Here is a 20,271-nt window from a genome sequence, read left to right as displayed (position 1 = left end):
GCCTGCAAACCCCGTCCGCTGTCGGTCAAGTGCCAGGGAATACACGTCCCCTGCCTTGAGTCGTCCACATTGACGATGGATAAGCAGCCGGATTATGGCGCCGGTTTATTGAACAATGGGCATTTGGGGGACGATGACGCGACGCGCCGTTGGTGGATTGGCCGCAGGCTTTCTGCTGCTGGCGGCGCCGGCGATGGCCGCCGAGTCGCCGGCTGACCTGATCTCCGGCTTTCGGCTCAAGCATGGCCAGGTCCGCGTCGTGCGCGATGCGACCCTCGACCGCATCGCGATGGATCAGGCGCGAGCGATGGCGGCGAAGAATGAGCTTAGCCACGATGTACTCGGCCCGTTCACCAAACGGGTCGCGCCGGCGGGTGCGGGTCGCGCCGCCGAGAACATTGCCTATGGATACGAGAGTTTCGAGAAGACGCTTGGCCAGTGGATCGACTCCTCCGGGCACCGCAAGAACCTGCTGTTGCAGAATGCCTCACGCGTCGGGATCGCGAGCGCGAGAGATGCCAGCGGCAAGCGCACCTACTGGGCCATGGTGATCGCCGGCGATTACGAGCCGAAGCGCCCCAAGGGCAAGAACAAGAAAGAGACGGAGCCGCTCGTTGCTGTGAAACGGGATGCCGCACCCGCATCCAAGCCAAAATCAAGCGACTGCCGCATCAAGATACTCAGCCTTTGCATTTGAAGCGGAGCCCGGCGGCGACAGTTGCCGCAAGCCTGGCACGAAGTGGAATACTTCGAGTCGAGCCGGCAGGAGAAATCGCACCAGGTCGCCTCAACAAACCGGCCGCTGCGCGATAGGATCGCCCGGTCATTCGAAGGCCACGTCCATGGCAATTGGTGCTTCCCCGCGTTTCGGTCTCCGCTTCACCGCCGGCGTGATTTCGGCGATCTGGACATTTCATGCCGCGCTTGCGGCGTCGCCGATGCCCGACCAGGTGTCGCTCAGCGAGCAGGCGATCCATTGGAGCACCGTCAAATACGCGACCTCCGAACAGAACGGTTTCGTCAACGGGTCGCTCGACAAGAACACCATCGTCGATCGCAAGTTCAAGGGCCGGGTGCTCGAGAACCGCTATCTGAAGGTCGTGCTGCTGCCCGAATTCGGCGGGCGCATTCTCTCGATCATCTACAAGCCGACCGGCCATGAGCAGCTTTATCGCACCGAAGTCGGCGTGCCCTACGGAATGGGCGAAGGCAATTTCTATTACGACTGGCTGATGGTGTATGGCGGCATCTTTCCTACCTTTCCGGATGCCGAGCACGGCAGGACGTGGTCGAAACCCTGGGATTTCAAAGTTGTGAAAGAGAGTGCCGACGAAGTGACGGTGTCGATGTCGCTGACGGATAATTTCGAATATGCGGCGGCACCGGAGAAGTTCGAGAAGGGATCGAGCGGCATCGAAGCGACTTACTTTGTGACGCTGAAAGCCGATCGTGCCGCGGTCGATGCACGCCTGGTGCTGAAGAACTCAAGCGACAAGACAATCCCGTACGAGTACTGGACCTGCACGACGCTGGCGCCGGGATCGGATCCGAACAATCCGAAGACCACCGGCGGCGCCGAGATCATCGCGCCGATCGCGGCCTACCGCACGCCCGCCTGGTCGAAGAATATAGCCGACGGCGACGCGGGTGCCGGCTCGGGCACCAGCCGTTTCGAAAAGCTGCGCCACTTCAAGAACTGGCCGACGATGGGCATCGCCTATGCGGCGCCGGACATGCAGGGCGGCAATTTCTGGGGCGTGATCAACCACGACAATCAAGAAGGGATCATCCGCATCGCGGACAACACGATCACGCGCGGCCTGAAAATGTGGACGTGGGGATTTCCCTCGTTCACGAACGAAACCGACCAGCGCAAGGATCCAAACCCGGCGCGGCCTTACGTCGAGTTATGGGCGGGGGTGTCGGACGAGTTCTTCCACAGCGCCGAGTTTCCGGCGCGGAGCGAGGTGTCGATTCCGGAGACCTACAGCCCGACCGTCGGCATGAGCAATGTGACGCATGCGAACGCGAGTATCCTGATCAATCTTGTCGCCGAGGCGTCCGGTGCCACCCTTCAGTTCTTCAGCATTGAACCTGTGACGCCGCTGCGCATCATCATGAACCGCGGCGACGCTGTCTTGTTCGACGATGCCGTGACGGCCGACCCGAAAAACGGGAATCGCATCTTTGCGCCGATCTCCGCAGGCAGCAGCGACGAGCCGGTCCAGCTGACGATCACGACCGCGGCAGGTAAGGAACTGATTGCGGCTACAGCCAGGGTGAAGTGACGCGGAAGGGGCCCGCGCCCTCACCCGCTTGCGGGGCGATATCAAGAGATGGATACCGGCGATGTGAATCAGAGTCCTTCGACGCCAACCAGGCGGGCCGAACTGCAGGCGTCCCGGATGCTTTTCAATCCCTGATAGGTCGGACCGTTATAGAACGCCTCCCAGGCGGCGACGGAGGGAAATTCCAGCAGCACAATCCGGCGCGGCTCCCAGTCCCCTTCGTAGACCTTGTGAGGGCCCCCGCGCGCCAGATATCTGGCGCCGGCCGCTTCCAGCGCCGGCTTCACGCCCGACATGAACTCCTGGTATTGCGTAGCGTCCCTGATTTCGACATCGAAGATCACGTAAGCAGGCATTCCATTTTTCTCCCTGTTTACCGACAGCTTAGCGGCAAGCGCGGCGGTTCGAAAGCCGTCCGGACCCATGTCCGCATTTGCCTGGTTTCACCGGTTTTGCTACCGCCTGCCGTCTGCTAACGAGTACGGCAGTGCCGGCATCTTCAAGTGCCGGCGTTCAGCAATGGAGGCGCGAGCAATGATTGAAACAATTGGCATCATCGGGGCGGGTACGATGGGTAACGGCATCGCGCAGGTCTGCGCCGCGGCGGGGCTGAAGGTCACGATGATCGACATCTCGGATGCCGCAGTGGCGCGGGGGATGGCGACGCTGACCGGCAGCCTGGAGCGCCTCGTCAACAAGCAGAAGATGACCGATGCCGACCGGCAGGCCGCGTTGGCGCGCATCACCGCGACGACGGACAATTCAAAGCTTGCCAATTGCGACCTCGTGATCGAGGCCGCGACCGAGCGGGAAGACTTGAAAATCAAGATCCTCAAGGACCTTTGCGCGACGCTGAATCCGCGCGCGATCGTCGCGACCAACACTTCCTCAATTTCGATCACCAAACTCGCTGCCGCGACCGACCGTCCGGATCGCTTCATCGGCATGCACTTCTTCAACCCGGTGCCGCTGATGGCGCTGCTGGAGCTGATCCGCGGTTTGCAGACCTCCGACGACACCCACGCCCTGGCTGAAGAATTTGCAAAGCGGGTCGGCAAGGTGCCGATCACGGCGAAGAACAGCCCGGGCTTTGCAGTCAACCGCATCCTTTGCCCGATGATCAACGAGGCGATCTTTGCGCTGCAGGAAGGCATCGCCACCGCCGAGGACCTCGACGCCGGCATGAAGCTCGGCTGCAACCACCCGATCGGTCCGCTGGCGCTGGCCGACATGGTCGGCCTCGACACCATGCTGTCGGTCATGGAGGTGTTCTATGAAGGCTTCAACGACCCGAAATACCGGCCCGCGCCGCTGCTGAAGGAAATGGTCGCCGCCGGCCATCTCGGCCGCAAGACCGGCAAGGGATTTTATAATTACGGCAAGTCCGCTTAGGCGGTTCGGCCTGCGCCAACGCCGATGGTCCGCCTGCCGGCGGGCCATTGGGGGGGCTTGGCCAGCGACAACTTTCAAGCTCTCTCCGCAGACTTCTCCGCGTGACATCGGTCACAGCGGCTATCCGTGTCACCGCCTAGGGTTTGCGAACGGCAGCAAGTCCTTCAGCCGGGACAAGGGAGAGACGAACATGATCGCGACCGACCACGAGACCCGCGAACTGACTCTGCAGGAACTCGATATCGTTGCCGGCGGCGGACTTGCGACCCCGAAAGGCAGCATCATCATCTTCGGCTACGGCATCCAGTGGAACGATCGCAGCATCTGCATCGTCACGCCGACCCAGGACACCATCATCAACCGGCCGCAGTGAACGCGCGCGTCTCTTAAAACTCCGAATGTCCCTGCGGATCGACCAGCCGGTTGATCCGTTGCGCCGCGGCCATCGCAAACCGCACCGTCATCAGTTTGCGGGTCGGCGCCGCCAGGCGATGCTCGGGCGCCTCGCAATGCAGATGGGCGCCATAGGCATCGGCAACGATCAGGCCGGTGCCTTCAGGGAAAATCTCGCACGGCAGATCCTGCGTGAACGCGAAGAACAGCCGGTCGCAATGCATCCGGTAGTCCTGCCATTTCTGGTCGGCGCGCAAATCCTCCACCGACGATTTGATTTCGACGATCCAGATCTCGCTTTTCTCGTTCAGCGCCACCAGATCGGCGCGCCGCCCGGACGGCAAAGGCAGTTCGCTGATGCAGGAAAAACCCAATGTTCGCAGCATCCTGGCGGTACCGCGCGCGATCGCGAGCGCGGTCTCCGACTGGCGGCGGTCCGGCGGCGGTACGAGGCTGACCTGGCGGGCGGGCGATTCCATGCTCCCTAGCCTATCCGATTCCGCGGCGGTCGCCATCCGGGGTGCGGCGCGGAATGCGCCGCAAATTCGTACCCAAGGCGCCTTGATTTGGACCACACGCCACCGCGAAGCCGAGGGAACCTGGGTTCCGAGGGACGGAACACATGGAGGAGAAACCATGAAGCAACGCTTCAGGGCTCACGGCATCACGCTTCGCTCACTCGCCTTCGCTCTCGCGACCCTACCCCTGTCCGCCGGCCTGTCACAGGCCATCGCCAAGCCCACGGTCGAAGTCGCGTTCGTTCTGGACACCACGGGCTCGATGGGCGGCCTGATCGAAGGCGCCAAGCGCAAGATCTGGTCGATCGCGACGGCAATCGTCGATTCCAATCCCGACGCCGAGATCCGTATGGGCCTCGTCGCCTACCGCGACATCGGCGACGACTACGTGACCAGGAAGGTCGAACTCACCCGCGACATCCAGGATCTCTACGCCAATCTCCTGGAGCTGAAGGCCCGTGGCGGCGGCGACTGGCCGGAAAGCGTCAACGAGGCGCTCGATATCGCCGTCAACAAGATGCAATGGACCGACGGCGGCGACGTCAGGCGGATCGTGTTCCTGGTCGGCGATGCGCCGCCGCACATGGACTACGCGCAGGACACCAAATACCCGGTGACGCTGAAGGTGGCGAAGCAGAAGGACATCATCGTCAACGCGGTGCTCGCCGGCAACGCCGTCGACACCGAACGGGTGTGGCGCGATATCGCCCAGAACGGCAATGGCCGCTTCATTCCGATTCCGCAGGACGGCGGACAGGTGGTCGTGATCGAAACGCCTTACGACGAGGACATCATCATCCTGCAGCGCGAGATCAACGGCACCGTGATCCCCTATGGACCGCGGGCGATGCAGAAGCGCACCGAAGACAAGACTCTGCAGTTGTCGAAGGTGGCAGCCGCAGCACCTTCGCAGGCCTCCGAAATGGCGAGCTTCATCAACAAGCGTTCCAAGGCGACGTCGGAAGCCGTCACCGGCGACGGCGATCTGGTCGCCGACGTTTCGGCCGGCCGCAGCAGCTTTTCCTCGATCAAGGAGGAAGACCTGCCGGACAATCTGCGCGCGATGAAGCCCGAGCAGCGCGTCGACGAAGTCAACAAGCAGATGCACCAGCGCAAGGCGCTCAACGAGAAACTCGGCGCATTGGTGGCGAAGCGCGACAAATACGTCGCCGATGCGCGCGCCAAGGCGCCGCCGAAGGCGTCATCGTTCGACCGCGTGGTCGAGGATACGCTGAAGGCGCAGATCAAGCGGTAAAGCCGGCGCCGTAATCCTTGCGTGTCGTCGCGGCCTGGTGCCATCGCGCACCGGGCCGGGACGGCGGGCCTTGGGGCGGGATGCCGGCAACCGATTAAGCCTTGCCGAATCTTTTGCTTGGCGGGAGGCCAAAAATCGGCAATCTGCCGCCATGACCCAGGAAAATCAGAACCAAAATCAAGACCAGAATGAAACTCCGCCGAAGGCCGGCGCGATCATCGTTCCGGTGACGCTGTTCGAGCAGAACTGCACCATCATCTGGCACGAACCTTCGAAGAAGGCCGTGGTGATCGACCCCGGCGGGGACGTGCCAAAAATCCAGGCAGCGATCCAGCAGACCGGCGTCACGGTCGAGAAGATCTGGCTGACCCATGGCCATATCGACCATGTCGGCGGTGCGGCCGAATTGCGCGACGCGCTGGGCGTGAAGATCGAAGGGCCGCACATCGCCGACAAATACCTGCTCGACAATGTCGTCTCGAGCGGCGAGCGTTTCGGCATGACCGGCGTGCGCAATTTCGGGCCGGACCGTTGGCTCGACGAGGGCGACCAGGTCTCGATCGGCGATCTGACTTTCGACATCCTGCACTGCCCCGGCCATTCGCCGGGCAGCGTGGTGTTCTACAACAAGGAATTGCGCTTCGCCCATGTCGGCGACGTCTTGTTCGCCGGTTCCGTCGGCCGCACCGATCTGCCCGGCGGCAGCCATGCCACGCTGATCAGCTCGATCAGGGAAAAGCTGCTGCCGCTCGGCGACGATGTCGGCTTCGTCTGCGGCCATGGCGCCGGCTCCAGCCTCGGCCAGGAGCGGATGACCAACCCGTTCCTCACCGGCGAGATGTGAGCCGCAACTAATTGCGTGAGGCTGCGCTACTTCATCAGCCCCGCAGCGGTCAGCGCGCGGGTGATGACACTACCGACATCGATGCCGCGACGCCGCGAGGCATCCTGCGGCTTGGCGCGCGGCCATAGTACCGTCGCCAGATCCGGCTCCGGCGCGGGCACTGGAACGGTCATCGCGATGGCGCGCTCGCGCGCAACTCCCGTAGGCGCCTTTGCGGGGGTCTTTGGCGCGGTCTTCTGTTCGACCTTGGGGGCGCGAATCCGTTCGGTCAGGCCGAAGAAATTCGCGATGTGATAGGACGACGAAATCCCCGCCTCGATCAGGAACGCGCCTTCCGCGCCATACGGTTCGTCATTGCCGCTGATGCCAAGCGGTGTGCCGTGGGCCATGTCGGTAATGGTGTAGGATTCGACGATGGTCTCGCCATCGGCATTCCACCAGACGTCGCGTGGATGACCGTCGACTTCGCCTGACGACATCGGCTCATGCGGCAGCCCGTGCAGATCGAGCCACTGCTTGACGATCTCATCGGCATTGGCCGGGTTCACGGTACGATCGGCGCTGCCGTGCCACACCGACAATTTCGGCCACGGGCCCTTGTGCGTGGAAGCGTTGCGCACGAGGTCGCCCAGTTCGATTGCCGGACGTGACGGCGACTGCATCATGCCGCTCAGCGCTTCGCGCACATTGCTGGCAATGCCGAAAGGAAGGCCGGCGATGACGGCGCCGCCCGCGAACACCTCCGGATAGGTCGCGAGCATCACCGAGGTCATGGCGCCACCGGCGGAGAGCCCGGTCACATAGATGCGGCGTGAATCGATGTTGTGATCGCCGACCATGCGCGCGATCATTTGCCGGATCGAACCGGCTTCACCACCATCGCGCGAAATGTCTTCCGGATTAAACCAGTTGAAACAGGTGTTGCCATTGTTCGATGCCTGTTGTTCGGGCATCAGCAAGGCAAAACCGTAGCGCGTCGCCAGCGTCGACCAGCCGGTGCCGAGATCGTAGCCGGCCGCGGTCTGGCCGCAGCCATGCAGCACGACGACCAGCGCCGGCGCAGGCGAGAGGTGTTCCGGTACGAACGAGAACATCCGGAGCGCGCCCGGATTCGGGCCGAATTCGTTAATTTCCACCAGTGGGCTGGGCCCAGCGCTCCTGCCATGCCCGGCCAAGCCACTGAAGGCGTTCAGCTTCGGAAAATGGCGCAGGAATTCGACGTTCTTGACGAGGGACAAACTGCAGCTCCTGGGGAGGGTCGTTCAGCTAACGACACACCAAACAGATAGTTGCTGCAGTGCAAAATAAAAAGACCGTGCACTGTCGTTCCCCAGAATTGAATTTTCGTTATCGACGTTAATTTGTCATCCCGGAGTCTCGAGCCGCGATCCCGGAGTCGCGAGCCGCGATGCCGAGGTCGCGTGCCGCATCCATGTCAGGAATGCGGCACATGCCACGATCGACAACGCGAACAGCGCGCACGCGACAAGAAGGGCCGGTCGCGCCGCGCCCGCGGCTTCGATCGCAAAGAACACCGCGCCGATCGCGGCAACACCGGCAGCGTTGGCGATCTGCGCCATGGTGCCGTACATGCCGGAGCCCGCGCCCGCACCCGAAGGTTTTACGGTCGATAGTACCGCGCTCGACAACGGCGCCATCACTAATCCCTGGCCGTAGCCGAAGATCGTCAGCACCAACGCCAGTACAATGGCTGATGGCGCGCTGACCCATTCGATCACAGCCACCAGCGCGGCAAGGCCGGCGAGCTGCACCGCGCAGCCCTCGATCAGCACCAGCGTGCCGCGATGCTTTGCGCGCACGCCGCTGTGGCGCGACGCGATCACAAAGGTCAGCGCCAGCGGGATGAAGACGAGCCCGCCCTGCAGCGGTGGAATCTGCAACGCCTTCTGCATGAACATGGTCATGACCAGATAGAACGACAGATTGGCAAAGAAGAAAAAGAACACGGCCGATAGCCCGCGCATGAACGCGGGGTCCGACAGCAGCGAAAGATCGATCAGCGGCATGCCGCCGTTTCGCGCGACGGCGTGTTCGAGCCGCAGGAACGCGGCGATGATGACGATTCCGGCTGACATCACCAGCCACACCCATGGCGACCAGTGCAGATCATGGCCGAACAGCAGCGGGCCGATCAGGCACAGCAAGCCTGCGAACAGCACGATGGTGCCGGGAATATCCAGCCGCGTGCCCGCGCGCCGCGGCGCCACCGGCATCAGCTTTACAGCAGCGGCAATGATGACCGCGCCAAACGGCACGTTGACGAAGAACACCGCGCGCCAGCCGAGGCCGGCGAGATCTGATGTCACCAGAATGCCGCCGAGCAGAAAGCCGGCAGCTCCCGCCAGCCCCAGCACGATGCCGTAGATGGCAAAGGCGCGGCGGCGCGAGCTATCGGCAAACAGCAAGTGGATGGTCGCAAGCACCTGCGGCACCATCAGCGCCGCAGTGGCACCCTGCGCCAGCCGCGCCAGGATGAGTTCGGGACTGGACTGCGCGAGCCCGCACCACAGCGAGGTGACGGTGAAGCCGAACACACCCGATATGAACACGTTGCGCGTGCCGTAGATGTCGCCAAGCCGACCACCGGTAACCACCAACGTGGCGTAGGCGATCAGATAGACCGCGATTACGGCCTCGATCTGCGCTGCGCTCGCCCTCAGTTCGGCTGCAATGGTCGGGATCGCGACGTTGACGATGAAGGCGTCGACCCCGAACATGAATTGCGCGGACACCACGATCGCGAGCACCCACCAGCGGCGCCAAGAATCGACGGGGTTATCGACGGAGTTATCGACGGGGTTATCGACGGGGTTATCGACGGGGTTTGTGACGATCTGGTGCATTGGCGGCGGCCTGTCCGAAATCTGTTGCACGCATCCGTTACAGCTTTCGGTCATGCGAGCGATTACTCGGGAGGTAAGAGTCCCGCGAATTTGGCCCGATTGCTGCATGGCATTCCGGGCTTCCTCCAGTTTTTCAGGCATTTGCGCGTTCGGGACGGCCTTCAATGTACGACTATGACATGCTGGTGATCGGGTCCGGCCCTTCCGGGCGCCGCGCCGCCGTGCAATTCGCCAAGCTCGGCAAATCGGTGCTGGTGGTCGAGAAAGGCCGCCGGGTCGGCGGCGTTTCCGTGCATACCGGGACCATTCCCTCCAAAACCCTGCGCGAGACCGTGCTCAATCTGTCCGGCTGGCGCGAGCGCGGCTTTTACGGCCGCTCTTACCGGGTCAAGCAAGACATCGCCGCCCAGGACCTGATCGTGCGGTTGCAGAAGACGCTCGATCACGAGGTCGAGGTGCTCGAACATCAGTTCAGCCGCAATTTGGTGCGGACCGCCGCCGGCGAAGGCCGCTTTGTCGGCCCGCATCAGATCGAAGTGACGGCGGCGAACGGCGAAACCCGCACTGTGACGGCCGCGCATATCCTGATTGCCTGCGGCACGCGGCCGTTCCGTCCGGATTACGTACCGTTCGACGGCAAGACCGTGTTCGACTCGGACGAGATCATCGACCTGCCGAAACTACCGCGCAGCCTCGCCGTGATCGGCGCCGGCGTGATCGGGGTCGAATACGCCACCATCTTCTCAGCGCTCGACGTCGCCGTGACCCTGATCGAGCCGCGCCCGACGTTTCTCGACTTCATCGACAAGGAACTGATCGAGGAATTCATGCACGAGCTGCGCGACCGCAACGTCGCATTGCGCCTCGGCTCCGCGGTGAACTCGATCGAGCACAGCGCGGGTGGCGGCATCCAGACCAAGCTCGCCGATGGCCGCGTCGTGACATCGGAGATGCTGTTGTTCGCGGCCGGGCGCGTCGGCGCCACCGACCGGCTCAATCTCGGCTCGGCCGGGATCGAGGTCGATCACCGCGGCCGCATCACGGTCGATCCTTTGACGCTGCAAACCTGCGTGCCGCATATCTACGCGGCCGGCGACGTGATCGGATTTCCGAGCCTGGCCTCGACCTCGATGGAGCAAGGCCGGGTCGCGGCCTGCCATGCGCTCGGCATGGAGCCGCTGGCGCCGCCGGAATTCTTCCCCTACGGCATCTATTCGGTGCCGGAGATTTCGACCACCGGACTGACGGAAGAAGAGGTGCGCACCCGCGGCATTCCCTATGAGGTCGGCGTCGCGCGGTTTCGCGAGACGTCGCGTGGCCACATCATGGGGCTGAACAGCGGCATGATGAAGATGATCTTCTCGACCAAGACCCGCCGCCTGCTCGGCGTGCACATCCTCGGCGAAGGCGCCACCGAGCTGATCCATATCGGCCAGGCCGTGCTCAACCTCAAAGGCACGATCGACTATTTCATCCAGAACACTTTTAATTACCCGACGCTGGCGGAAGCCTACAAAATCGCCGGGCTCGATGCGTGGAACAGGATGACAAGGTAGCGTCGACGCACTCCCCTCGTCATTGCCTGCGACAAACGCGAAGCGTTTGCGCAAGGGAGCGAAGCGACGAAGCAATCCATCTATCCGTTTTGCCGTGCCATGGATTGCGTCGCTACGCTCGCAATGACGGTCCTGGCTACTTCCGTAGTTTCTCTTTGAACGCGATTTCCTTTGCGCGCGACCAAGCAGCGACGCTGCCGTTTCGCCAAGGATCGTTCATGAAATTCGCATCGAAGCTGCTCCTTCCATTGATGGCCGGAGCGCTTTTCGTTTCATTCGCCGACGTCGCATCGGCAACAAAACCGTGGCCGCCGGGCGTAGCGACGCCGGTCCCGATTGCCGAAGAGAGCCAATCCCCGCCCCCGCGCGCGCCCCGGCAGATCTTTCCGGAAAAGCGCGTCCAGCCACTGACGCCCGAGATCGAAGCGTCGCTCATTCCAAAGGACAGTTTCAAGGAATGCGATGTCTGTCCTGAAATGGTGGTGGTGCCGAAGGGCTCGTTCATGATGGGCACGCCCGCCGATGAGCCGGACCGTTTCAAGGGCGAGGACCCCGTTCATCGCGTCAGTCTTGCAAAACCGTTCGCAGTCGGCCGCTTCACCATTTCGTTCGACGAATGGGACGCCTGTCTCGCCGATGGCGGCTGCGGCCGCGACAAGGGCGACGACAAGGGTTTTGGCCGTGGCCGCATGCCGGCGCAGGGCATCAATTTCGTGGCCGCGAAATCCTATCTGGCGTGGCTGTCGAAGACGGTCGGCCGCACCTACCGGCTGCCGAGCGAATCCGAGCGCGAATATTTCACCCGCGCCGGCACCTCGACGCCGTTCTGGTTCGGCAACGCCATCACCGCGCAGGATGCCAACTACAAGGCATCGATCCCCTATGGCGCCGGGCCGCGCGGTGCTGACAGCAAGGGGCCCGTGGTGGTGGATTCTTACGCGCCCAACCCGTTCGGCCTTTATCAGGTGCACGGCAACGTGTTCGAATGGACCGAGGACTGCTTCAACAAGCGCTACAACGAAGACACGCCGGTCGACGGCTCACCCTGGCTCGAGGGCAATTGCCAGCGGCGCATGCTGCGCGGCGGCACCTGGGACTGGATGGCCAACATGGTTCGCGCGGGCTATCGCGAAAACGGCATCGTTGACGGCGGCGGCTATAGTTTTCGCGTGGTGCGCTCGCTGAACGTGCCGGTGCAGTAAGGCAATGATCAGCCCAGCCATCGAGATGGTTCGGTCATGAAATAACAGGCGACGCCGCTGAGTACGGCGCCGCCTGCGGGTAGCTGATTCATTGGAGACTGGAGAGAAGAGCCCGGCTCGACCGCCACAGAAGGACCGGGACCTTCGCGTTCTGTTCTGGAATGCTGATGCTAGACGTAGTCAAAGTTCCTTAAGCCTTTATGCATCGCCCTCCGTAGAACTACGATGGAGTCTTCCGTCAGGAATGCGCAGGTTCGAGCGAACCGGTGAGCGAGGCGCGTTGCGACAGCTCGATCCAGTTACCGTCGGGATCGCGCACCATCGATATCCGTGCCGTGGTCCCGAGCGTCACCGGCGCGCGCGCTTCGCGGCCGCCATGGGCCAGCACATGGGCGTGCTCGCGATCGACCTCGAACACCTGGAACGTGATGTAGCGCCAGCCCTTGCCTTCGAAGGCCGCATCATGCGGCGCGTCGGCCGCGGGCGCGACGATCAAGACGGTATCGCCCGCGAGGAACGTCAGCGCGCCATCGGGCGCGTTCGCCGCGCCCTGCGGTAAGCCCAGCGCCTCCATGTAGAAGCGGCGATGTGCCGCGACGTCGCGCACGCCAAGGCGAATGCCGATCCGTTCGATGCCGTACATGCCGCGCGGCACCAGCACGACGCGGTTGCCTTCGGGATCGGCCATTGGCTGCGGCGCAATGAGGCAATCGCGCGCGATCAGCAATTCACGATAGCCCGACGGCGGATTGTCCGGCAGCGGTTCATAGACCTGATTGATCTTCAGGACCGAGCCACAAAGATCGTGGCGGTGCTGCTTGTAGCCGCGGCGGATCGGCTGCGTGTGGTCGAACGGCAGCCCGATTTCATTCTGCCAGAAGGCGAGCGCGGCGGGAGCGTGATTGGTGGCAAAGCCGACGTCGATGCGGGGTTTCGCCAGATTCATTGGATGAGACCGCGATTCATGGTGATCCCTCAGGCAAGCAGGAATCCTGATAATTCCGGCCGACGGTATGTCAGCCAAACTTGCGCGACAACCATGCACCAGCGGCGGGCTTGGAGGATTGCCTTGCCTTGCCCCACCCCGTAGTTTGGACCTGAGCAATTCCAAAGAACAATAAATCCGGAGAGAAAACCCCATGGCGCGCCTCAAATTCGGAGCCTTTCTCGCCCCGCATCACCCGATCGGAGAGAATCCGCTGCTGCAATTCCGCCGCGACCTTGATTTCGTCGAGCAGATCGACACGCTCGGCTTCGACGAGTTCTGGTGCGGCGAGCACCATTCCTCGGGCTGGGAGATGATCGCCTCGCCGGAAATGTTCCTGGCCGCCGCCGGCGAGCGCACCAAGCGCATCAAGCTCGGCACCGGCGTAGTGTCGCTGCCCTATCACCATCCCTACAATGTCGCGCAGCGCATGGTGCAGCTCGACTGGATGACCGGCGGCCGCGCCATCTTCGGCTCCGGTCCGGGGGCGCTGGCCTCCGACGCGCACACGCTCGGCATCGATCCGATGACGCAGCGCGACCGCCAGGACGAAGCGATCGCGGTCATCCGCCGGCTGTTCAAGGGCGAGCGCGTCACCGCCAAGAGCGACTGGTTTCAGATGAACGACGCCGCGCTGCAATTGCTGCCGCTGCAGGAAGAGATGCCGTTCGTGGTGGCGTCGCAGATTTCGCCGTCGGGCATGACGCTGGCGGGCAAATACGGCATCGGCATCATCTCGCTGGGTTCGATGTCGACACAGGGCCTGATGGCGCTGCCGACGCAATGGGGCTTTGCCGAGGACGCCGCCAAGAAGGCCGGCACCACCGTGAGCCGCGCCGACTGGCGCGTGCTCTTGAGCTGGCACATCGCCGAGACCCGCGAACAAGCCTATCGCGAGGCCGGCCAGGGGCTGATGAAGTGGCACAACGAATATAATGTCGGCACGCTGCAGCGGCCGGGCCTCGAGCCGTTCAAATCACCCGAGGACGCGCTTGAGAAGACTGCGGGTGGCGAAGCCGCCGCTTCCACCATCGGCACGCCCGACGACCTGATCAAGACCATCAAGAATCTGATGGCGGTTTCCGGCGGCGTCGGCACCATCGTCGGCTTCGTGCATGACTGGGCCAATCCGGAAAACACCCGCCGCAGCTGGGACATGGTGGCGCGCTACGTGATCCCGGAGATCAACGGCTACGTGAAGGGACTGCGCGAGTCGCAGAAATTCCTGGTCGAGAACCGCGCGGTGTTCGAGCGCGCAGGGCAAGCCGTGATGGCCAAGATCATGGAAAACGACAAGGCCGCCGCGGCCCTCGCGGTCACCGGCCCCGGACGTGTCGCGATCCCCACCATCAATGCGCCGGACCTGCAAAAGGAAGCTGCCAAGCGCAAGGCTTGAGGCGATACGCTATCTCGCCGTCATTGCGAGGAGCAACGCGACGAAGCAATCCATCCGTTATGCCGCACGATGGATTGCTTCGCTTCGCTCGCAATGACGAAGTTGGCGGCTTTGCCAAATGGTTGATTCAAGACGCCGCTACTTCGCGTAATAGCTCTGCACGGTTTCCCACGCCACGGTTTGCAGGAATTTCGCGGTCGGCGCATCGATGCCGGCGATATACGGGTTGCCGACCGGCGAGCGTCCGGTCAGTGATGCAAACACCACGCAAGTCGCGAGATAGGTGCCGGCCAACGACGGATGGCGCTTGTCCGGCGCATAGAGGTTGAGCTCGGGCTGCTTGCTGATGGCGAGTGCGAAGGCAAGGCCTGCGGGTATCACCAGCGCATTGTTCTCGTTGCCGGCAATCGTGTAGGCCTCGGCCAATTGCGCCGTCATCTCCGGCTTGTCGGCATAGGCCCAGGACATGAAGAACGCGGGCTTGGCGCCCTTGGCGCGCGCGATGGTGCTGTTCTTCTTCGCATAGTCGGTGAATACGGTTTTGAGCGTGGGATGGATCGGGCACTGGCTGCAATCCATCATGACGGCGACGTCGAACAGCCGATCGAGCTTGTTGAAGACGACGTTGTTGTTCGGGTCGAAGGAATAGCTGCCGATCGCATTGGGCCGGAAATAGCTTTCGATATCGTGCCAGTCGAAGCCGGAACCGCCGATCGTCACCATGGTGTTGCGATAGGCCTGCAAATTCTCGGGGTCGGCGGCCTTTTCCATCAACGACAGATGACCCGGCAGGCCGTTATTATAATAGAAGAAGCTGTTGCCGATGAAGATTCCGGTCTTGGGGAAATCCGGACCGAAGCTGGTGATGGCGGGCCTGGTCTGTGCCTGTACGGCGATTGGTCCGGCGACGATCGCCGCCAGCGTGACGGCAATCACACCCAATAGTCTCGACATATCAGTTCTCCCTGCCCGGCTTGATTTTGCCGCACCCTAGCACGGCCCGCGGCTTTGTGGCGCGGTTTGGATGAACCGGCGCGCCACCCGCAGCTAACGGCTTTGCACCGACGCAACAAAGCGTTATTTTCCGGCCTTGGTTATGCCGATGATCCCACGCATACTGGGCCAGAGCCAAACCGGAGCAATCGCGATGTCGATGCAGAATGTGGCTTCTCCCGCGCTTCCCTTCACTCCGCCGAAGCGTAATTCACTCAAGCACATACCTGGCGACGAAGGCTGGCCGGTGATCGGAAAGACACTGGAGGTGCTCGCCGATCCCAAAGGGCAGGTCGAGCGGATGCACGCCAAATATGGCCCGGTCTATCGCAGCCACGTGTTCGGCGAGACCAGCATCAACCTGCTCGGCCCCGAGGCCAACGAACTGCTGCTGTTCGACCAGGCCAAGCAATTTTCCTCCACCCATGGCTGGGGTCCGATCCTGGGCCGGCTGTTCCCGCGCGGGCTGATGCTGCTGGACTTCGAGGAACATCGTTTGCACCGCCGTGCGCTGTCGGTCGCGTTCAAGTCGGGACCGATGAAATCCTACCTCACTGATCTCGATCGCGGCATTGCCGTGCGCGTCAAGCAATGGAAGGCGCAACCGGGCGAGATGCTGGTCTATCCCGCGATGAAGCAGCTCACGCTCGATCTGGCGGCAACATCGTTTCTCGGCGCCGAGATCGGCCCCGAGGTGGACGAGATCACGCGCGCCTTCGTCGACATGGTGGCGGCGGCCGTGGCACCGATCCGGCGCCCGCTGCCGTTCACGCAGATGGGCCGCGGCGTCGCGGGACGCAAGCGGATCGTCGCTTATTTCTCCGAGCAAATTCCGATCCGCCGCGCGCGAGGCGGCGGCGACGATTTGTTCTCGCAACTTTGCCACGCCACCCATGAGGACGGCGCGCTGCTGTCTACCCAGGACGTCATCGATCATATGAGTTTCCTGATGATGGCGGCGCATGACACGCTGACGTCGTCGTTGACGTCCTTTGTCGGCGAGCTTGCCGCGCATCCAGAGTGGCAGGCGCGGCTGCGCGAGGAAGTCAAAGGGCTCGGCATCGAGGCCAACGACCCCTCGAGCATCGACAATCTTGAGAAAATGCCGCTGAGCGAGATGGCGTTCAAGGAGGCGTTGCGGAAGAAGCCGCCGGTGCCCTCGATGCCGCGCCGCGCGGTCCGCGATTTCACCTTCAAGGGCTATGCAATCCCGGCCGGCACACTGGTCGGCGTCAATCCGCTGTTCACCCATCACATGGCCGATATCTGGCCCGATCCGGACAAATTCGATCCGATGCGCTTCTCCGACGAGGCGCAGCGCAACCGTCATCGCTTCGCCTGGGTGCCGTTCGGCGGCGGCGCGCATATGTGCCTCGGGCTGCATTTTGCCTATATGCAGGCCAAATGCTTTGCGCGGCATTTCCTGCAGAATCTCAGCGTCTCACTGGAGCCCGGCTACAAGCCGGACTGGCAGATGTGGCCGATCCCGAAGCCAAGGGATGGATTGAAGGTCGTGCTGAAGGCGGTATGAGTCGAACCGTCATTGCCGGGCACAGCCGTCTGAAGGACGGCGTCGCTTCCGCTCGCCTATGACCCGGCAATCCATCAATCTTGAACGATTCTTTCAGATGGATGCGCGGGTCAAGCCCGCGCATGACAAGGTCATTCCACAAACGTCGTGAGCTGCGCGCCTTCATCGGCGACGAATACCGCGATCAATTCCGCAGGCTCTGTCATGCTGGCATTGGCCGAGACCAAGTGCACGGCACCGGGCGGTTCGAAGAACGACTGGCCCACCTTGAACGTCTCGACCACGCCGCCGGCAAGCTGCGAGCGGATTTCGCCCTTGGTGACATAGGCGGTGACGGAGCCGGCATGCCGGTGCGCACGGGTGAACCCGCCGGGCCCGTAGAACACGCGCACGATCGTCACCCGTTTGCCCGGCACGTTCGGCAGCGCGTACGAGCCGATCGGCTCGACGGTATCGAGCGGCGAGCCTGCGGCCGCAGCGTTCGAACATAGCGGCTCGATGATCGCCGAGATCACATCCATCGTGGATGGCAGCGTCTTTCCGATCACGAAGGCGCAGGCGAGCCCGGCGATCACGGCGAGATAAAACGGCCGCCCTTGGCGGCTGGCGGGTGACAAACCAAGTGTTGCAGACATTTCTTCTTCTCCTTCCACTATCTCGTCGTCATTGCCTGCGACAAACGCAAGCGTTTGTGCAAGAGAGCGCAGCGAAGCAATCCATTCTTTCCTATTGTGGCGCGATGGATTGTTTCGCGGACCTTGTCATCCGGCGGCTGCGCGCCGACCCGGTGGCTCGCAACGACGGCAAAGTCCCCTATCCCTGATCGAATGCCTTGCGCAGCGCGACATAGCCCTGCTGCTGCTGGCTCCAGTTGCGGCCGCCGGTGATGGCGCCGTCGACCACGAGATCGTGGCCGTTGATGAAAGAGGATTCGTCGCTGGCGAGGAACACCGCGGCATGCGCGATATCCTCAGGCAATCCGGCGCGCGGGATCGGCTGCGCGGTCTTGTAGACCTCACGCATCACACCAGGGGTCTTTTCGGCGGCTTCCACCGAAAGGCCCAGCGCCTTGCCGAAGATGCCGGTCGCGATTGCACCCGGCGAGATCGAATTGACGCGGATGTTGGATTCGCCGAGCTCCATCGCCGTGCATTTGGTGAGGTGGATGACGGCGGCCTTGGCCGCGCCGTAAACCATCGATGACGAGAAGCCGGCAAGCCTGCCTGCGATACTGCCATTGTTGATGATGCTGCCGGAGCCTTGCCTGCGCATCTGGGGTGCTGCGTGCTTCATGCCGAGCATCACGCTGCGCACCAGCGTCGCCATCGCCGCATCGAAGCGATCGACCTCAAGGCTTTCGATGCCGCCGGTCTGGGCCGGGCCGCCGGCATTGTTGAACAGACAATCGATCCTGCCGAACTTATCCACGCAAAGCGCGATCAGCGCCTTCATCTGCTCCTCGACCGTGACATCGGTCTGACGAAAGATGCAGGCAGCGCCGAGTTTTTTCGCCAGCGCCTCGCCCTCCGGCGCGCGGCGTCCGGCGATGACGATCTTCGCGCCCTCGGCGACAAAAATCTCCGCCGTATGCAGCCCGATGCCGCTGGTCGCGCCCGTGATCACCGCGACCTTGCCGTCCAGCCGTCCCATTTCACCACCCCTTTGCGAAACCTGAGAAATCCTAGTTGATGATCGCGGACTGGACCATGGTCCGGAACTGATTGCGCAGCATGATCCGCACGCCGTCATCGACCTGCACCATGTAAATCGCGATCAACTGTTCCTTGGGGTCGATCCAGAACAGCGTGCCGGCGTTGCCGGCCCAGCCATACTCCCCGAGCGAGCCCGGCAGGGCGGCGTCGCCGACGCTGGTGCGAACCTCGAAGCCAAGACCAAAACCCAGCCCCGGCGGCCGGCCCGGCCGCGCCAGAGTATGATCCGCTGTCATGAAATCGACGGTCTTGTTGCCGAGCAGGCGCTTGCCGGCGAATTCGCCGCTATCGGCGAGCATGATCGCAAAGCGCAGATAATCGTCCATCGTGCTGGTGAGGCCGCCGCCGCCGGATTCGAAACGGGGCTTTTGCGCCACGTCGAAGCGCGGCGTCATCGGCGGCGATTCGGGCATTTGCCAGGGCTGTGCGGCGCGATTGAGCTTGTCTGATGGCACCGAGAAGCCCGTGTCGGTCATGCCGAGCGGCGTCAGGATGCGCTCGTTCAGGAATTCGCCCAGCGTCTTGCCCGAGACGACTTCGACCACGCGTCCCAGCACGTCGGTCGACACCCCGTATTCCCAGCGCTCGCCGGGGGAAAACCGCAGCGGCAGCTTCGATAATTTCGCGACAAACTCCTCGTTGCTGGCATCACGGCCGCCGATCCTGGCCTCGATATAGGCCGCATTGATCAGCGATTTGCCGCGCGTGCCGTAGATCAGCCCGGAGGTGTGCCGCAACAGGTCCTGCACCGTCATCTCGCGGGCGGGATCGGTCAATTGCAGCACTGCCTTGTCGTTCTCGGTGGTCTCCTTGCCCACCTTCATGCGGCCGATTTCCGGAATATATTTCGAGACGGGATCGCTGACCTGCATCTTTCCCTCCTCGACCAGCATCATGGCCGCGACCGAGACGATCGGCTTGGTCATGGAATAGATGCGGAAGATCGAGTCCGGTCGCATCGGGTCTTTCGCCGCCCGGTCGCGGAAACCCATGGTCTTGTGCCAGGCGATCTTGCCGCGCCGCGCCACCAGCATCACGGCGCCCGGCACCAGCCCGGTTTCGACGTATTTCTGGGTCACCGCCTCGATGCGCGCCAGCTGGTTGGAGGACAGGCCGACGTCTTCGGGCGTCACGGCCATGGGGAGCACCGGGTCCGCCCAACTGTTCCCGGTCGCTGCAAGGATAAAGAGAGCCGATGCGCCGAACGCGCGAATGAGACGGTTCATCCATTCCTCCCGTTTTTGTTGATGCCAATATTCCCGCCCGCCGGGAACAACGCAAGCGAGCTTATCGCGCTGACTTCGCCATGGCAGAACCGCCTTATCGTTGCCAGCGGGCTCGA

Annotated in this window: 20 protein-coding genes; 10 read left to right on the top strand and 10 right to left on the bottom strand. The window is 62.7% G+C overall.

Features of this window, described 5'->3' with window-relative positions:
* Positions 1-115: 115 nt before the first annotated feature.
* On the top strand, positions 116-697 hold the full coding sequence (locus tag ABIE49_RS22855; protein ID WP_192736369.1) for a CAP domain-containing protein: 582 nt from the start codon (positions 116-118) through the stop codon (positions 695-697).
* Between the two features lie 145 nt (positions 698-842).
* A complete protein-coding gene (locus ABIE49_RS22850) occupies positions 843-2,288 on the top strand; it encodes a DUF5107 domain-containing protein (protein ID WP_192736368.1) in 1,446 nt (481 codons plus the stop codon).
* Between the two features lie 68 nt (positions 2,289-2,356).
* Here ABIE49_RS22850 and ABIE49_RS22845 read toward each other — a convergent pair whose 3' ends face one another.
* On the bottom strand, positions 2,357-2,644 hold the full coding sequence (locus ABIE49_RS22845) for a DUF1330 domain-containing protein (protein ID WP_192736367.1): 288 nt from the start codon (positions 2,642-2,644) through the stop codon (positions 2,357-2,359).
* A gap of 178 nt (positions 2,645-2,822) precedes the next feature.
* On the opposite strand from ABIE49_RS22845, the gene ABIE49_RS22840 reads away from it, so the two are divergent.
* Positions 2,823-3,680 carry a 3-hydroxybutyryl-CoA dehydrogenase gene (locus ABIE49_RS22840; RefSeq protein ID WP_192736366.1) on the top strand — a complete coding sequence of 286 codons (858 nt, stop codon included), beginning with the start codon at positions 2,823-2,825 and terminating at the stop codon, positions 3,678-3,680.
* 190 nt (positions 3,681-3,870) lie between these two features.
* Entirely contained in the window at positions 3,871-4,053 is a 183-nt protein-coding gene (locus tag ABIE49_RS22835; RefSeq protein ID WP_192736365.1) for a hypothetical protein, read from the top strand.
* Between the two features lie 13 nt (positions 4,054-4,066).
* On the opposite strand, the gene ABIE49_RS22830 is transcribed toward ABIE49_RS22835, so the two are convergent.
* Positions 4,067-4,552 carry an MmcB family DNA repair protein gene (locus ABIE49_RS22830; RefSeq protein WP_192736364.1) on the bottom strand — a complete coding sequence of 162 codons (486 nt, stop codon included), beginning with the start codon at positions 4,550-4,552 and terminating at the stop codon, positions 4,067-4,069.
* A 157-nt stretch (positions 4,553-4,709) separates the two neighbouring features.
* Between ABIE49_RS22830 and ABIE49_RS22825 the strand changes: the two genes are divergently transcribed.
* Positions 4,710-5,846 carry a vWA domain-containing protein gene (locus ABIE49_RS22825; RefSeq protein ID WP_192736363.1) on the top strand — a complete coding sequence of 379 codons (1,137 nt, stop codon included), beginning with the start codon at positions 4,710-4,712 and terminating at the stop codon, positions 5,844-5,846.
* 151 nt (positions 5,847-5,997) lie between these two features.
* The gene (locus ABIE49_RS22820; RefSeq protein ID WP_192736362.1) at positions 5,998-6,690 is read left to right on the top strand and encodes an MBL fold metallo-hydrolase; all 693 of its coding nucleotides are present in this window, start codon (positions 5,998-6,000) and stop codon (positions 6,688-6,690) included.
* A gap of 26 nt (positions 6,691-6,716) precedes the next feature.
* Here the strand turns inward: ABIE49_RS22820 and ABIE49_RS22815 are convergent, their stop codons facing one another.
* Together ABIE49_RS22815 and ABIE49_RS22810 are read right to left on the bottom strand one after the other, a co-directional pair.
* Positions 6,717-7,928: an extracellular catalytic domain type 1 short-chain-length polyhydroxyalkanoate depolymerase gene (locus tag ABIE49_RS22815; protein WP_192736361.1), complete on the bottom strand. Its 1,212-nt coding sequence runs from the start codon at positions 7,926-7,928 to the stop codon at positions 6,717-6,719.
* Positions 7,929-8,054: 126 nt separating this feature from the next.
* Positions 8,055-9,554, bottom strand: a complete 1,500-nt coding sequence (locus ABIE49_RS22810) for an MFS transporter (RefSeq protein ID WP_192736360.1) — start codon at positions 9,552-9,554, stop codon at positions 8,055-8,057.
* Between the two features lie 164 nt (positions 9,555-9,718).
* On the opposite strand from ABIE49_RS22810, the gene sthA reads away from it, so the two are divergent.
* On the top strand, positions 9,719-11,110 hold the full coding sequence (sthA, locus tag ABIE49_RS22805; RefSeq protein WP_192736359.1) for a Si-specific NAD(P)(+) transhydrogenase: 1,392 nt from the start codon (positions 9,719-9,721) through the stop codon (positions 11,108-11,110).
* 136 nt (positions 11,111-11,246) lie between these two features.
* Here the strand turns inward: sthA and ABIE49_RS22800 are convergent, their stop codons facing one another.
* Positions 11,247-11,615 (bottom strand): hypothetical protein, encoded by a 369-nt coding sequence (locus tag ABIE49_RS22800; RefSeq protein ID WP_354066926.1) that lies wholly within the window; start codon positions 11,613-11,615, stop codon positions 11,247-11,249.
* On the opposite strand from ABIE49_RS22800, the gene ABIE49_RS22795 reads away from it, so the two are divergent.
* Entirely contained in the window at positions 11,614-12,312 is a 699-nt protein-coding gene (locus tag ABIE49_RS22795; RefSeq protein ID WP_354066925.1) for a formylglycine-generating enzyme family protein, read from the top strand. The genes ABIE49_RS22800 and ABIE49_RS22795 overlap by 2 nt on opposite strands.
* Before the next feature lie 238 nt (positions 12,313-12,550).
* Here ABIE49_RS22795 and ABIE49_RS22790 read toward each other — a convergent pair whose 3' ends face one another.
* Positions 12,551-13,258 (bottom strand): VOC family protein, encoded by a 708-nt coding sequence (locus ABIE49_RS22790; protein WP_192736357.1) that lies wholly within the window; start codon positions 13,256-13,258, stop codon positions 12,551-12,553.
* Between the two features lie 193 nt (positions 13,259-13,451).
* On the opposite strand from ABIE49_RS22790, the gene ABIE49_RS22785 reads away from it, so the two are divergent.
* Complete coding sequence (locus ABIE49_RS22785; RefSeq protein WP_192736356.1) at positions 13,452-14,693, top strand: LLM class flavin-dependent oxidoreductase; 1,242 nt, start codon at positions 13,452-13,454, stop codon at positions 14,691-14,693.
* A gap of 138 nt (positions 14,694-14,831) precedes the next feature.
* Here the strand turns inward: ABIE49_RS22785 and ABIE49_RS22780 are convergent, their stop codons facing one another.
* A complete protein-coding gene (locus ABIE49_RS22780; protein WP_192736355.1) occupies positions 14,832-15,647 on the bottom strand; it encodes a hypothetical protein in 816 nt (271 codons plus the stop codon).
* Between the two features lie 193 nt (positions 15,648-15,840).
* On the opposite strand from ABIE49_RS22780, the gene ABIE49_RS22775 reads away from it, so the two are divergent.
* Complete coding sequence (locus ABIE49_RS22775) at positions 15,841-17,217, top strand: cytochrome P450 (protein WP_192736354.1); 1,377 nt, start codon at positions 15,841-15,843, stop codon at positions 17,215-17,217.
* A 131-nt stretch (positions 17,218-17,348) separates the two neighbouring features.
* On the opposite strand, the gene ABIE49_RS22770 is transcribed toward ABIE49_RS22775, so the two are convergent.
* From ABIE49_RS22770 to ABIE49_RS22760, 3 genes are all read right to left on the bottom strand, one after another.
* Positions 17,349-17,852 carry a cupin domain-containing protein gene (locus ABIE49_RS22770; protein WP_192736353.1) on the bottom strand — a complete coding sequence of 168 codons (504 nt, stop codon included), beginning with the start codon at positions 17,850-17,852 and terminating at the stop codon, positions 17,349-17,351.
* A 178-nt stretch (positions 17,853-18,030) separates the two neighbouring features.
* Complete coding sequence (locus ABIE49_RS22765; RefSeq protein WP_192736352.1) at positions 18,031-18,867, bottom strand: SDR family NAD(P)-dependent oxidoreductase; 837 nt, start codon at positions 18,865-18,867, stop codon at positions 18,031-18,033.
* Positions 18,868-18,898: 31 nt separating this feature from the next.
* Entirely contained in the window at positions 18,899-20,155 is a 1,257-nt protein-coding gene (locus tag ABIE49_RS22760; protein ID WP_192736351.1) for a serine hydrolase domain-containing protein, read from the bottom strand.
* Between the last annotated feature and the right edge of the window lie 116 nt (positions 20,156-20,271).

Source organism: Bradyrhizobium sp. OAE829 (assembly GCF_040546575.1).
Classification (GTDB): Bacteria; Pseudomonadota; Alphaproteobacteria; order Rhizobiales; family Xanthobacteraceae; genus Bradyrhizobium.
Note: the sequence above shows the minus strand (reverse complement) of the source record. Positions and strands in the feature narration are given on the sequence as shown.

Coding starts and splice junctions, on each gene's coding strand:
- ABIE49_RS22820 (WP_192736362.1), top strand. CDS start 5,998: ATGACCCAGGAAAATCAGAACCAAAATCAAGACCAGAATGAAACTCCG.
- ABIE49_RS22775 (WP_192736354.1), top strand. CDS start 15,841: ATGTCGATGCAGAATGTGGCTTCTCCCGCGCTTCCCTTCACTCCGCCG.
- ABIE49_RS22785 (WP_192736356.1), top strand. CDS start 13,452: ATGGCGCGCCTCAAATTCGGAGCCTTTCTCGCCCCGCATCACCCGATC.
- ABIE49_RS22810 (WP_192736360.1), bottom strand. CDS start 9,554: ATGCACCAGATCGTCACAAACCCCGTCGATAACCCCGTCGATAACCCC.
- ABIE49_RS22835 (WP_192736365.1), top strand. CDS start 3,871: ATGATCGCGACCGACCACGAGACCCGCGAACTGACTCTGCAGGAACTC.
- ABIE49_RS22855 (WP_192736369.1), top strand. CDS start 116: ATGGGCATTTGGGGGACGATGACGCGACGCGCCGTTGGTGGATTGGCC.
- ABIE49_RS22825 (WP_192736363.1), top strand. CDS start 4,710: ATGAAGCAACGCTTCAGGGCTCACGGCATCACGCTTCGCTCACTCGCC.
- ABIE49_RS22795 (WP_354066925.1), top strand. CDS start 11,614: ATGATGGGCACGCCCGCCGATGAGCCGGACCGTTTCAAGGGCGAGGAC.
- ABIE49_RS22850 (WP_192736368.1), top strand. CDS start 843: ATGGCAATTGGTGCTTCCCCGCGTTTCGGTCTCCGCTTCACCGCCGGC.
- ABIE49_RS22760 (WP_192736351.1), bottom strand. CDS start 20,155: ATGAACCGTCTCATTCGCGCGTTCGGCGCATCGGCTCTCTTTATCCTT.
- ABIE49_RS22770 (WP_192736353.1), bottom strand. CDS start 17,852: ATGTCTGCAACACTTGGTTTGTCACCCGCCAGCCGCCAAGGGCGGCCG.
- ABIE49_RS22790 (WP_192736357.1), bottom strand. CDS start 13,258: ATGAATCTGGCGAAACCCCGCATCGACGTCGGCTTTGCCACCAATCAC.
- ABIE49_RS22845 (WP_192736367.1), bottom strand. CDS start 2,644: ATGCCTGCTTACGTGATCTTCGATGTCGAAATCAGGGACGCTACGCAA.
- ABIE49_RS22765 (WP_192736352.1), bottom strand. CDS start 18,867: ATGGGACGGCTGGACGGCAAGGTCGCGGTGATCACGGGCGCGACCAGC.
- ABIE49_RS22800 (WP_354066926.1), bottom strand. CDS start 11,615: ATGAACGAGCCCTTCGGCACCACCACCATTTCAGGACAGACATCGCAT.
- ABIE49_RS22840 (WP_192736366.1), top strand. CDS start 2,823: ATGATTGAAACAATTGGCATCATCGGGGCGGGTACGATGGGTAACGGC.
- sthA (WP_192736359.1), top strand. CDS start 9,719: ATGTACGACTATGACATGCTGGTGATCGGGTCCGGCCCTTCCGGGCGC.
- ABIE49_RS22780 (WP_192736355.1), bottom strand. CDS start 15,647: ATGTCGAGACTATTGGGTGTGATTGCCGTCACGCTGGCGGCGATCGTC.
- ABIE49_RS22830 (WP_192736364.1), bottom strand. CDS start 4,552: ATGGAATCGCCCGCCCGCCAGGTCAGCCTCGTACCGCCGCCGGACCGC.